Raw genomic sequence first — 12,766 nt, 5'->3', positions numbered from 1 at the left:
GTCAGATCCGGGTCCGCACCAGCAGCACGTTGTAGTCGTCCCAGCGGCTCGCGTTGAAGTACAGCTCCGGACCGGTGCCGCGCAGCGCCGGCGACGACGGCAGCATCATCGGGGCGTACAGCTCCAGGCGCGGCGGCGTGATCCGGCGGGCGCGGCTCCACGGCCCCTGCGGCCGGTCGGCCGTCCGGAGCAGGACGCCGCGCGGACTGTCGAGCATCACGTACTTGTTCAACCGCGGACTCCACGCCACCGACAGTTCGGTGACCGGGCCGCGGACCACGGGACGCGCAGCGGCCGGGCTGCTCGCCCACGACCGGCCGGTCCAGTACCGGTAGCCCTCGAGGTTCGTGATGTCGCCCGGCCGGAAGCGGGCGAGATACGCCGCGCCGAAGCGTCCGTTGGGGGTGCCGTACTGGTAGACGTACCCGTCGCGGCCGCGCACATAGGCGGCCTGCTGGAACTTCTCGTTGCCGGCCTGGACCGACGGCCAGCCGGCCGGCAGCTCGGCGGTCGCCGGGACGTTCACCCGGATGGTGCGCTGCGGGGTGAACCAGGTGCGGCCGTTGTCGCGGGAGACCGCGGTCGCCGAGTAGTTCGTGTCCCATCGGCTCGGGGCGCCCCACGCGCGGACCGACATGTAGTTGACGTACTGCGTGCCGTCGACGGAGATCCCGGCGGTGGGGATGGTCGTCATCTCGACACCCTGGAATCCGACGGCGCCGAACATCTCACCGGCGAAACCGCGACCGCTGAGCCGGAGTCCGTCGGCCAGATTCGGATCGGTGCTGCGCAGCAGGGCGTTGTGGCGCCACTGGCGGTTGGGGTGCAGACAGTTGCCGAAGGTGTCGCCGAAGGCGAGGAGCGTCTGCCCGCGGCCGTTGTCCCAGGCGACGCCGACGTCGGTGCCGGAGATGCCGAACCGTCCGAACGTCCGGTTGGGGCTCTTGGGGCCGGTGACCCAGGCGACGGTCCGGGTGGTCCCGTTGTCGAAACCGGGGAGCGGCCCCTGGGGGCCGCGCGGGTCGCCGCCGCGCGGCAGGATCGAGCCGATGAAGGGCAGCGTGGTGCCGACGCTGCCGGTCCCGCTCGTGCTGCAGGCGCGCGCATCGGCGACACCGCCGCCCGCCGCGGTGACCGTGACGGCCGCGAGGGGGACGGCGGCCAGGGCGGCGACGGCCGCGGTGACCAGAGTGCGGGCCCGTCCGTGCGGGCGACGGGAGGTGTGACGGTGCATGGTGACCTCGGCCTGAGACAGCTGCGATTAGGAATCTTTCTATTGGTAACAAATATTCTTGACCCCGTATAGGGATCGACCGGATGCGATCCCGTCGCCGGGGATGCAGGCGGCACAGTAGATTCGAGTGCCATGGTGCGAGAGAAGATCATCATCACCGGTGCGAGCTCCGGACTCGGCGAGGGAATGGCGCGCGAGTTCGCGGCCCGCGGACGCAGCCTCGGCCTGGCCGCCCGACGCCGAGACCGCCTCGACCAACTCGCCGACGAACTGCGGCCGCAGGCCGCCGCGGTGGCCGTGCAGATGCTCGACGTCACCGACGTCGACGCGGTACCCGAGGCCATCGGCGCGCTGGCAGCCGACCTCGGCGGCGTGGATCGGATCATCGTCAACGCCGGCCTCGGCAAGGGCGCGCCCATCGGCACCGGCCGCGCCGACGCCAACCTCGAGACCGTGCAGACCAACCTCGTCGGCGCCCTCGCGCAGATCGAGGCCGCGATGGCGATCTTCCGGGCACAGAACCACGGACACCTCGTCCTCGTCAGCTCGATGAGCGCGATCCGCGGCATGCCGAAGGCCCAGGCCGCCTACTCCGCCTCCAAGGCCGGCCTGTCCGCGCTCGGCCAGGGACTGCAGGCCGAACTGGCGGGGAGCCCCATCGCCGTGACCGTGCTGCTCCCCGGGTACATCGAGACCGACATCAACCGCGGCGTCCGCACGTCCATGATGACCGACACCGAATCGGGCGTCCGCGCGATGGTGGCGGCCATCGAGGCCGAGAAGAGGCGCGCCCCGGTCCCGGGATGGCCGTGGCGCCCGATCTCGTGGGCGCTGGCACACCTTCCCGACGCCGTCACCGCGCGGATGATCTGAGCCGAATTCGCCTATGCGCGCGGCGAACACCGTGGCGCGGACGGCGGCCGAGCGAATAGTGTTGGCGCAATGATGACGAATCTGCGCGGACGGATCGACGGGGGCGATGAATTCGACATCACGTCGACCGTCTCCTGGCATGCGCTCGCCGCTCACCAGCAGCACGTCTACTCCCTGCACCTGCGCGAACTGTTCGTCATGGAACCCGACCGGGGACGCGAGCTGGCGATCGACGCCGCCGACCTGCACGTCGACTTCTCGAAGAACCTGATCACCCGCGAGACCGTCGAACTGCTCGCGGCACTCGCCCGCGAGGCCGGCGTCGAGGACAAACGCGACGAGATGTTCGCCGGCGGACACCTCAACGTCTCGGAGGACCGCGCCGCCCTCCACACCGCACTGCGACTGCCGCGCGACGCGTCGCTGACGGTGGACGGTCACGACGTGGTTCCCGACGTCCACCGCGTCCTCGACGCGATGGGCGACTTCTCCGACCGGGTGCGCGACGGCGCGTGGACGGGCCACACCGGCAAGCGGATCACCGACGTCGTGAACATCGGCATCGGCGGCAGCGATCTCGGTCCGGAGATGGCCTACCACGCGATGCGGCACTATCGGCACCCGGAGATCACCGAGCACTTCGTCGCGAACTCCGACCCCGCCGACCTGGTCTCGGTGCTCGGCCTCCTGGACCCCGAGACCACGCTGTTCATCGTCGCGTCGAAGACCTTCACCACCCTGGAGACCATCACCAACGCGACCGCCGCGAAGAAGTGGCTGCTCGGCGAACTCGGCGTCACCGGAGACGCCGCGCAGGACGCGGTGACCAGACACTTCGTGGCGGTGAGCACCAACACCGAGGAGGTCGAGGCCTTCGGCATCGACACCGACAACATGTTCGGCTTCTGGAACTGGGTCGGCGGTCGATACTCGATCGACTCGGCGATCGGACTGTCGCTCATGATCGCGATCGGCAGGGACCGCTTCGGCGAGTTCCTCGCCGGATTCCACGCGATCGACGAGCACTTCCGGACGGCCCCCCTGGAGGAGAACGTGCCGATGCTGATGGGGCTCATCGGCCTCTGGTACTCGAACTTCTGGGACGCCCAGTCCCAAGCGGTGATGCCGTACTCCAACGACCTGGCACGATTCCCGGCCTACCTGCAGCAGCTGACGATGGAGTCGAACGGCAAGTCGGTGACGGCGACCGGCCACCTGGTGACGACCCCGACGGGGTCGATCTACTGGGGCGAGCCGGGGACCAACGGTCAACACGCCTTCTATCAGCTCCTGCACCAGGGCACCTGGCTCATCCCGGCGGACTTCATCGGCTTCGCCGAGCCCACCGACGACCTCCCGACCGATGACGGGCACTCGATGCACGACACGTTGATGGCGAACTTCTTCGCCCAGACCCAGGTGCTGGCGTTCGGCAAGACGGCCGACGACATCGCGGCCGAAGGTGTGGCTCCCCGGCTGATTCCGCACAAGGTGATGCCCGGCAACCGGCCGTCGACGTCGATTCTCGCGCCGCGACTCACGCCGTCGACCCTCGGCCAGCTCATCGCGATCTACGAACACGAGACCTTCGTCAAAGCCATGGTGTGGGGTATCAACCCGTTCGACCAGTGGGGTGTGGAACTCGGCAAGAAGCAGGCGGGCGACCTGGTCGGGGTGATCAGCGACCCCGAGGCGCCCGGCGAGCAGGACGACTCGTCGACCGACGAACTGGTGCGCTGGTACCGCGAGGCCCGCGGCCGACGGGTCTAACGGCCGGGGCCTGCACCAGCCGGGCTCGTCACCGGCCGAGGGGTCCGCGGCCGAGACGCAGCAGCAGCATCGCCAGCGTGTGCCCCTCGGAGCCCAGGGCCGAGAACCGGTCGAGCACCTTGACCTCGCGGCTGTGCACCAGGCGGGGGCCGCCGCTGGCCATCCGATGCGCACCGATCTTCTTCGAGACGGCGCTGCGCCGCTGCACGGCGGCCAGGATGATCGCGTCCATCCGGTCGATCTCGAGCCGGAGTTCGTCGATGTCGTCGGGGAGGTCGGCGACATCGGAACCCAGATCGAGACGCTCGACGTCGAGCGGATGCGATGACGGCGCGTCGGCGCCGCTCCCGGACTGCGGATTCTCCTGGTCACTCACACCAGTCGATTTTGCCACGCCGGGTTCGCGAGGTCGGCGGTGCATGGTGCGAGAATGCAGGAATGACGGCACTCAAGGGCATCGGACCGATCGCTCTGGCTCTGATCGCAGCGCAACTCGTGGTTCGCGGGGTCCTGGTGGCCACCGGCGACTTCTACTGGGACGACCTCATCCTGATCGGGCAGGCGTCCTCCCAGCCGATCCTCAGCTGGGACTTCCTCGGCCACGATCACGACGGGCACTTCATGCCCGCCGCGTACCTGCTGGTCGGTGTGTCGACCCTGATCGCGCCCGTGCAGTGGTGGCTGCCGGCCGCGACGCTGGTGGTGATGCAGGCCGTGGCATCGCTCGCGGTGTGGCGCATGATCCGCATCATCGCGCCGCGGGCCCGCGGACAGGCCCTCGCCGCCCTCGCCTTCTACCTGTTCGTCCCCATGACGGTGAGTTCGTTCGCGTGGTGGGCGGCCGGGATCAACACCCTCCCGATGCAGGCCGCGATGGCGTTCGTCGTCGGCAACGCCGTGCTGTTGACCCGAGACTCCACCGACCGGAGGCGCTCCCTGGGATTGACGGTCGCGTCGATCGCGGCGTTCGTCGTCGCGCTCGCGTTCTTCGAGAAGTCACTGTTCATCGTCCCGGTCGCGATGGTCGCCGCCGTCCTCGCCGTCCGGCTCGAGCGGCGGCCCCGCTGGGGTGAGGTCCTCGACTACCGGAACTCGGCATTGACGCTCGCCGTCACCCGAGCCCGATCACTGTGGCTGGGACTCGGCGGCGTCTTCGTGGCGTGGACGGCGCTGTACCTCGTCGTCGGCTCGCCCACCGCGGGCACGCATTCGGTGTCGCAGACGGCGAAGCTGGTGTGGCGCAGCATCAACGAAGCCATCGTCCCGGCGCTGGCCGGGGCGCCGTGGTACTGGGAACGATGGGACCCGTCGCCGCCGACGGGGCTGCCCGAGGCGTGGATGATCGTCGCCGGCTGGATCGTCCTGGCGGCCCTGATCGGCATGACCTGTGTGCTCAAACGGGGTGTCATCGGGATATGGGTGTGCGCGCTGCTGTACGCGGTGGGCGCGCAGGTGCCGGTGATGTGGAACCGGTCCGGCGACAACACGGCGCTCGAACTCGCCCAGACCATGCGCTATCTGCCCGACACGGCGCTGGTGCTGACCATCGCGTTCGCCCTCATCGCCGCGGCGCCGCGGAACGTCGGCGCGCATGCCGTCGTGCCCGACGGCGACGCGGTCGCCGCACGCCGATCGGCCGTCGCACTGTCGCTCAGCGGCGTGCTGCTCGGCGTGTCCGCCATGATCAGCACCATGGCGTTCTCGGCGTCGTGGCGAGACGGGCCGACCCCCGACTACCTGGCGAATGCGAAGGAGTCGATGGCCGAGATGGACGGCAAGGTGATGTTCGACCAGCAACTGCCGCTCGAGGTCCTCCTCCCGGTCGCCTACCCGAACAACCAGATCAGCCACGTGTTCGGCAGGCTTCGCCAGCGGCCCGAGTTCACCGGGTCCACCGACCAGCTGGTGATCCTCGACGACGAGGGGCGCCTGGCGCCCGGCGCCGTCACCGAGGCCCGGACGTTCGACGGCACGCGGGGGACGTGCGCGCGCCCGGACGTCGACGGGCCGACGGAGGTCCCGCTCAGCGGGCCGCTGATCGGGTGGAAGTGGACGTTCGCGGTCAGCTACTGCGCCGACCGGGACGGCGAGATCGAGGTGCGCCTGGACGGCGGCGACCCGGTCCGGGTCCGCGTCCGGTCGGGCCTGCACCCGGTGTACTTCCAGGCCGACGGACACGGTGCCGCGCTCCATGTGCGTCCGGTGACGCCGGGCCTGCGTCTGCACGTGGGCTCCGGTCGGGTGGGGATGATCACCGCCGTCCAAGACCCGCCCTGAACGCTGCGGGGTGCCGGCGGCCGGCCGGGGATGTCACCGGGCGGCGGTAGCCTGGACGGGCCATGAACACTGCACGCACTGCGCCCGCCACCGCTGTCCATCCCGCCGGTCGGCTCACCGACCGTGGGCGTGAGCTCCTCGACGGTCTCAACACTCGGCAGCGTGAGGCGGTGCTGCACGAGGGATCGCCGCTGCTCATCGTCGCGGGTGCGGGATCGGGGAAGACGGCGGTGCTGACGCGCCGCATCGCCTTCCTGCTCGCCGAACGCGGGATCACACCCGGGCAGATCCTGGCGATCACGTTCACCAACAAGGCGGCCGCGGAGATGCGCGAGCGGGTCATCGACCTCGTGGGACCGCGCGCCGCCTACATGTGGGTCTCCACGTTCCACTCCACGTGCGTGCGGATACTGCGGGCGCAGTCGGCGTTGCTGGGCGACCGGAACTCGAACTTCTCCATCTACGACGCCGACGACTCCCGCCGGCTGCTGGGCATGATCGTCCGCGACTTCGATCTGGACGCCAAGAAGTTCTCACCCCGCGGAGTCGGCACGCTCATCTCCAACTTCAAGAACGAGTTGACGACCCCCGAGGATGCCGCCGCCGAGGCGCACGCGCAGGGGCAGGCCGAGCTCTCGGCGGGGATCGTCGCCCGGATCTTCGCCGAATACCAGCGGCGGCTCGCGGCGGCCAACGCGTTCGACTTCGACGACCTGATCGGCGAGACCGTGTCGCTGCTGCAGCGGCACCCGGACATCGCCGAGTACTACCGGCGCCGCTTCCGGCATGTGCTGATCGACGAGTACCAGGACACCAACCACGCGCAGTACGTGCTGGTCCGCGAGCTCGTCGGTGAGGAGGGCGGCACCGACCGCGGCGCCGGGGGCGTGCCGCCGTCGGAACTGTGCGTCGTCGGCGACGCCGACCAGTCGATCTATGCGTTCCGCGGCGCGACGATCCGCAACATCGAGGAGTTCGAGCGCGATTACCCGAACGCCGAGACCATCCTGCTGGAACAGAACTACCGGTCCACCCAGACGATCCTGTCGGCGGCCAACGCGGTGATCGCGCGGAACGAGAACCGCCGCGAGAAGAAGCTGTGGACCGACTCCGGTGACGGCGCGCCCATCGTCGGCTACGTCGCCGACTCCGATCGCGACGAGGCGGCGTTCATCGCCAAGGAGATCGAGGAGCTCGTCGACTATTCGATCGGCGGATCGGCGTCGCACACCTACGGCGACGTGGCGGTCTTCTACCGGACCAACACCTCCTCGAGGTCGCTCGAGGAGGTCTTCGTCCGACACGGCATCCCGTACAAGGTCGTCGGCGGGACGAAGTTCTACGAACGCAAGGAGGTGCGCGACATCGTCGCGTACCTGCGGGTGGTCGCGAACCCGGACGACTCGGTGAGCCTGCGGCGGATCCTCAACACGCCGCGCCGCGGGATCGGTGATCGCGCGGAGGCGTGCGTGGCCGTCCACGCCGAGAACCTGGGCATCAGCTTCTACGAGGCGCTGGTGGCCGCCACGGAGAACCGCGTCCCGCTGCTGAACACCCGGGCGGTCAAGCAGATCACCGCGTTCGTCGAGCTGATCGAGGGCCTGCGTACCGACTTCCTGCTCGGTTTCGATTCCATCGGCGGCGAGTCCGCGGACACCGCCGTGGCCGACGCGACCGCCGAGGGCGCCGACATCGGTGACCTCGTGGACGGCATCGTGGAGCGCAGCGGATACCGCGGTGAGCTCGAGGCGTCCAACGATCCGCAGGACGCGGCCCGCATGGACAACCTCAACGAGTTGATCGCGGTGGCCCGCGAGTTCAGCCTCGACGCCGCCCAACGCTCCGCGGAGGACGCCGACGGGGACGGCGGGGACGATGGGGACGGCGGGGACGGCGGGGACACCGACGGCGAACCCGAACCCGGGTCGCTCGCGGCCTTCCTGGAGCGGGTCGCCCTGGTGGCCGACGCCGACCAGATCCCCGACGAGGGGGAGGGCGTCGTGACGATGATGACCCTGCACACGGCGAAGGGGCTGGAGTTCCCGGTGGTCTTCGTGACCGGTTGGGAGGACGGGCAGTTCCCGCACATGCGCGCCCTCGGCGACCCCGCCGAACTCAGCGAGGAGCGACGCCTGGCCTACGTGGGGATCACTCGGGCCCGGCAGAAGCTGTACCTCACCCGCGCACTGTCGCGCGCATCGTGGGGGCAGCCGGTCTCGAATCCCGAATCGCGGTTCCTGCAGGAGATCCCGCAACATCTCCTCGACTGGCGACGGACCGAGCCGCAGCGGTCCTCGCGCGGCTTCGGATCGCCCGCTGTCGGGTCGCATGCTGTCGGATCGCCCGCTGTCGGGGCACGGTCGGGGGCCTTCGGCTTCGGGTCGGCGGCGCGCAGCCGCAACACGAAGGTGGACTATGCGATCGGCGATCGCATCAACCACCCGCAGTACGGGCTCGGGAAGGCCGTGGCGAAGGAGGGGACGGGTGTCACCGAACGCATCACCTTCGACTTCGGCGGCAACGTCGGACGCGTGACGCTGATGACGGCGGGCGGGCTGCCGGGCGAGAAGCTCTGAGCGGAGGCCGTGAGTCAGCCGGTAGGCCGGAGCGAGTCAGCCGGTGAGGCCGGAGAGGCGGACGCCGCGCTTGGCGAGCCAGGGCGCCGGGTCGATCTTCTTCTTCCCGTCTTTCCACACCTCGAAGTGGCAGTGCGGACCGGTCGAGAAGCCCTCCGAGCCGACGAGTCCGATGGTGTCGCCCGCGGTCACCTTCTGGCCCTTGTGGACCAGGACGCCGGAGGAGGCCATGTGGCCGTACACGGTGATGGTGCCGTCGTCGGCCTGGATCTGAATCCAGTTGCCGAATCCGGCGGCCGGCCCGGCCTCCTTGACGACTCCGTCGGTCGCGGCGTGGATCGGGGTCCCCAGCGGGGCGGCGAGGTCGATGCCGCCGTGAAAGGCGCCCCAGCGCGGGGCGAAGGCGGACGTCAGGTTGTAGACGCCGAAGTTGATCGGGCTGGCGACCAGGGGACGCCGTGCGGCGGCTTCGCGTGCGGCCTTGGCCTTGGCCAGGCGTTTGCCCTCGGCGAGCTGTCCGGTGAAGCCGTCGAAGTCGGCTTCGGTGGAGGATGCGACCACCCCCGGACCGGTGTCGCTGTCGGAGCCGGAGGCCGCCAGCGAGACGGTGGTGCCGTCGGTCGAGGTGCCGTCGGTGGGCTCGGAGGGGGCGGCGGTGATGGGCGACGTCGTGGTCTCGGAGGCGGAGCCGGTCACGGCGATGGTGGTGGCGCCGGCGGCGATGGCGAACAGCGCGGTGCGTGCCTTGAGCGCCGATGACGGAGCACGGAGGCGGTGCTTCGCTGCCAAGTGGTTCACCTCGGAAGTAGTTCTCGAAGCATCCTCCGATGCTCCGCGTGTCGTGACCTAGTTGTTACCAACCTCAATGACGGTAGCTCACGCGCGCACGGGAAGTCCACCGGCCGGTCCACATCACGGTGGATACTCACAGTTCAGGCGGGGTAATCGCGGTGGCTGCGGGGTTACCGGCCAGTAGGGGGTGATCTGCCGCACAAGGTTGGGGGCATGTGCGATCGAGACCGAGACGGGCTACTACAGTCGCCTATGGCCCGCGTTACACCGATGGCGGACCAACGACAATTACTTCAGATGGTGAGCTGAATGGATCTCTTCGAATACCAGGCGAAGGAACTGTTCGCCAAGCATGGGGTACCCACCACACCCGGTCGGGTGACCGATACTGCCGCCGATGCGCGGGCGATCGCCGAGGAAATCGGCAAGCCCGTGATGATCAAGGCGCAGGTCAAGGTCGGCGGCCGTGGCAAGGCGGGAGGCGTCAAATACGCCGCGACCCCCGATGACGCACAGACGCACGCCGACAACATCCTCGGGCTCGATATCAAGGGCCACATCGTCAAGCGGCTGCTCGTGGCCGAGGCGAGCGACATCGCCGAGGAGTACTACATCTCCTTCCTGCTCGACCGCGCGAACCGCAACTACCTGGCCATGTGCTCGGTGGAGGGCGGCATGGAGATCGAGGAGGTCGCCGCGACGAAGCCCGACCGCCTCGCCAAGGTCTCGGTCGACGCGGTCAAGGGCGTCGACCTCGCGTTCGCCCGCGAGATCGCCGAGAAGGGACACCTCCCGGCCGAGGTCCTCGACGCCGCGGCCGTGACGATCCAGAAGCTCTGGGAGACCTTCGTCGCCGAGGACGCACTCCTCGTCGAGGTCAACCCGCTCGTCCGCACGCCGGACGATCAGATCCTGGCACTCGACGGCAAGGTCACGCTCGACGGCAACGCGGACTTCCGTCAGCCCGGTCACGCCGACTTCCAGGACAAGGACGCCACCGACCCCCTGGAGCTGAAGGCTCAGGAGAACGACCTCAACTACGTCAAGCTCGACGGTCAGGTCGGCGTCATCGGCAACGGTGCCGGTCTGGTCATGTCGACGCTCGACGTCGTCGCCTACGCCGGTGAGAAGCACGGCGGCGTGAAGCCCGCCAACTTCCTCGACATCGGCGGCGGCGCGTCGGCCGACGTCATGGCGGCCGGCCTCGACGTCATCCTGGGTGACGAGCAGGTCAAGAGCGTCTTCGTGAACGTCTTCGGCGGAATCACGGCCTGCGACGCCGTCGCCAACGGCATCATCGGCGCGCTCGGCAAGCTGGGCGACACCGCGAGCAAGCCGCTGGTGGTGCGTCTCGACGGCAACAAGGTCGAGGAGGGTCGCAAGATCCTTGCCGAGGCCAACCACTCGCTGGTGACTCTGGCGGACACCATGGACTCGGGTGCCGACAAGGCCGCTGAGCTGGCGAACAAGTAGGAGACCCGAAGACTCATGTCGATCTACCTGAACAAGAACAACAAGGTCATCGTCCAGGGCATCACCGGCGGCGAGGGCACCAAGCACACCGCGTTGATGCTCAAGGCCGGCACCGATGTCGTCGGCGGCGTCAACGCCCGCAAGGCCGGCACCACGGTCAGCCACGTCGACGCCGACGGAAACACCGTCGAGCTGCCGGTCTTCGGGACCGTCGCCGAGGCGATGGAGTCCACCGGCGCCGACACGTCGATCGCGTTCGTGCCGCCGGCCTTCTCGAAGGACGCCATCATCGAGGCCATCGACGCGGAGATCCCGCTGCTCGTGGTCATCACCGAGGGCATTCCGGTGCAGGACTCGGCGTACGCCTGGGCGTACAACGTCGAGAAGGGTGCCAAGACCCGCATCATCGGGCCGAACTGCCCCGGCATCATCACGCCGGGCGAGGCACTCGTCGGCATCACCCCGAACAACATCACCGGCAAGGGTCCGATCGGCCTCGTGTCGAAGTCGGGAACCCTGACCTACCAGATGATGTACGAGCTCCGCGACCTCGGTTTCTCGAGCGCCATCGGCATCGGCGGCGACCCGGTCATCGGGACCACGCACATCGACGCCATCGAAGCGTTCGAGAAGGACCCGGAGACCAAGCTGATCGTGATGATCGGCGAGATCGGCGGCGACGCCGAGGAGCGGGCCGCCGAGTACATCAAGGCCAACGTCACCAAGCCCGTCGTGGGCTACGTGGCCGGCTTCACCGCTCCGGAGGGCAAGACGATGGGCCACGCCGGCGCCATCGTCTCGGGCAGCTCCGGAACGGCCCAGGCCAAGAAGGAGGCCCTCGAGGCGGCGGGCGTCAAGGTCGGCAAGACGCCGAGTGAGACGGCCGAATTGGCTCGCGAGCTGTTCGACGCGCTCTAGAGCGGGCGAACCTCCACCCGGACCCCGGACGGATCTCGTATCCGTCCGGGGTCCGTGTCATTCCAACAGGGGAGAAATTCGGTCCCGTGCCGTGTTCCTGTCACCGGCGAATGGTTAAATACCGACATGACGAATCCTCAGTACCCGGGACAGCCCGGCGATCAGCCTGCTCAGGGCATGCCCCATCAGGAGACCCAGGTCTCGGGTCAGCAGTACCCCGACCCCGCATCGCAGCCCTGGACCGGCGGTGTCCCCGGGCAGGTCGGCCCGGGCCAGGTCGCTCCCGGGCAGGGGTACGGCCCGCCGCCGGGATACCCGCAGGGATTCGCTCCGATGCAGCCCGCTCAGCCGTCGTGGTTCTCGCGCACGCCGCTGCCGGTCCTGCTGACGCTCGCGTCGGCTATCGCCGGCATCATCACCTTCTTCATGGGATTCGTCGGATGGATCACCATCTCCGAGACGATCGAGGACAAGGCCGAGTCGTGGGTGAACGACCTCGGTGACAGCATCGACATCCCCGCGTACCTGACCCCGTCGCTGGTGCTCAGCCCCGGATGGTTCTTCCTGCTGCTCGGTGTGGTCGCCGTCGCGAGTGGCGCCCTGATCGTTCCGGCGTGGCGCAAGTACCTCCCGCTGTTGGCGTTCCTCTCGGTGGTCGGGTGGCTCGGCCTGTTCGTGTGTGCCGTCGGCCTGCCGTCCTTCATCAGCCTCGGCGCCGGTGCGTACGTCGCCCTGATCCTCGGTTTCGCCCAGATGGCGCTGCTCGGTGCGGCCACCGTGCTCACGGGTCTGCGTGGCGCGGACGGCCCGCAGCAGGGGCGGTAGCGCGCTCGCCCCGATCAGGCATGATCGG

Annotated in this window: 10 protein-coding genes; 7 read left to right on the top strand and 3 right to left on the bottom strand. The window is 68.9% G+C overall.

Annotation, left to right across the window (positions count from 1 at the left end; translation table 11 throughout):
• Window position 1: 1 nt before the first annotated feature.
• Entirely contained in the window at window positions 2–1,234 is a 1,233-nt protein-coding gene (locus G528_RS0109595) for a glycoside hydrolase family 183 protein (RefSeq protein ID WP_051198612.1), read from the bottom strand.
• A gap of 132 nt (window positions 1,235–1,366) precedes the next feature.
• On the opposite strand from G528_RS0109595, the gene G528_RS0109590 reads away from it, so the two are divergent.
• Both G528_RS0109590 and pgi read left to right on the top strand, forming a co-directional pair.
• Entirely contained in the window at window positions 1,367–2,107 is a 741-nt protein-coding gene (locus G528_RS0109590; protein WP_026918778.1) for an SDR family oxidoreductase, read from the top strand.
• 69 nt (window positions 2,108–2,176) lie between these two features.
• A complete protein-coding gene (pgi, locus tag G528_RS0109585) occupies window positions 2,177–3,877 on the top strand; it encodes a glucose-6-phosphate isomerase (RefSeq protein ID WP_084638135.1) in 1,701 nt (566 codons plus the stop codon).
• Between the two features lie 28 nt (window positions 3,878–3,905).
• Here the strand turns inward: pgi and G528_RS0109580 are convergent, their stop codons facing one another.
• Window positions 3,906–4,298 carry a chorismate mutase gene (locus tag G528_RS0109580; protein WP_425402224.1) on the bottom strand — a complete coding sequence of 131 codons (393 nt, stop codon included), beginning with the start codon at window positions 4,296–4,298 and terminating at the stop codon, window positions 3,906–3,908.
• A 17-nt stretch (window positions 4,299–4,315) separates the two neighbouring features.
• On the opposite strand from G528_RS0109580, the gene G528_RS0109575 reads away from it, so the two are divergent.
• Both G528_RS0109575 and G528_RS0109570 read left to right on the top strand, forming a co-directional pair.
• Window positions 4,316–6,154, top strand: coding sequence for a hypothetical protein (locus G528_RS0109575; protein ID WP_026918775.1), 1,839 nt, complete (start codon window positions 4,316–4,318; stop codon window positions 6,152–6,154).
• Between the two features lie 62 nt (window positions 6,155–6,216).
• Window positions 6,217–8,730, top strand: coding sequence for a UvrD-helicase domain-containing protein (locus tag G528_RS0109570; RefSeq protein WP_026918774.1), 2,514 nt, complete (start codon window positions 6,217–6,219; stop codon window positions 8,728–8,730).
• Window positions 8,731–8,766: 36 nt separating this feature from the next.
• Here G528_RS0109570 and G528_RS17075 read toward each other — a convergent pair whose 3' ends face one another.
• Window positions 8,767–9,519, bottom strand: coding sequence for a M23 family metallopeptidase (locus G528_RS17075; RefSeq protein ID WP_342663115.1), 753 nt, complete (start codon window positions 9,517–9,519; stop codon window positions 8,767–8,769).
• Window positions 9,520–9,831: 312 nt separating this feature from the next.
• On the opposite strand from G528_RS17075, the gene sucC reads away from it, so the two are divergent.
• From sucC to G528_RS17070, 3 genes are all read left to right on the top strand, one after another.
• On the top strand, window positions 9,832–10,995 hold the full coding sequence (gene sucC, locus G528_RS0109560; protein ID WP_026918773.1) for an ADP-forming succinate--CoA ligase subunit beta: 1,164 nt from the start codon (window positions 9,832–9,834) through the stop codon (window positions 10,993–10,995).
• Window positions 10,996–11,010: 15 nt separating this feature from the next.
• Window positions 11,011–11,913 carry a succinate--CoA ligase subunit alpha gene (gene sucD, locus G528_RS0109555; protein ID WP_026918772.1) on the top strand — a complete coding sequence of 301 codons (903 nt, stop codon included), beginning with the start codon at window positions 11,011–11,013 and terminating at the stop codon, window positions 11,911–11,913.
• A 126-nt stretch (window positions 11,914–12,039) separates the two neighbouring features.
• Window positions 12,040–12,738 (top strand): DUF5336 domain-containing protein, encoded by a 699-nt coding sequence (locus G528_RS17070; protein ID WP_035719592.1) that lies wholly within the window; start codon window positions 12,040–12,042, stop codon window positions 12,736–12,738.
• The last annotated feature ends 28 nt before the right edge of the window (window positions 12,739–12,766 follow it).

The sequence above is a fragment of the Gordonia shandongensis DSM 45094 genome (genome assembly GCF_000423025.1).
Classification (GTDB): domain Bacteria; phylum Actinomycetota; class Actinomycetes; order Mycobacteriales; family Mycobacteriaceae; genus Gordonia; species Gordonia shandongensis.
The sequence above is the reverse complement of the archived record's forward strand: the minus strand, read 5'-3'. Positions and strand labels throughout refer to the sequence as shown.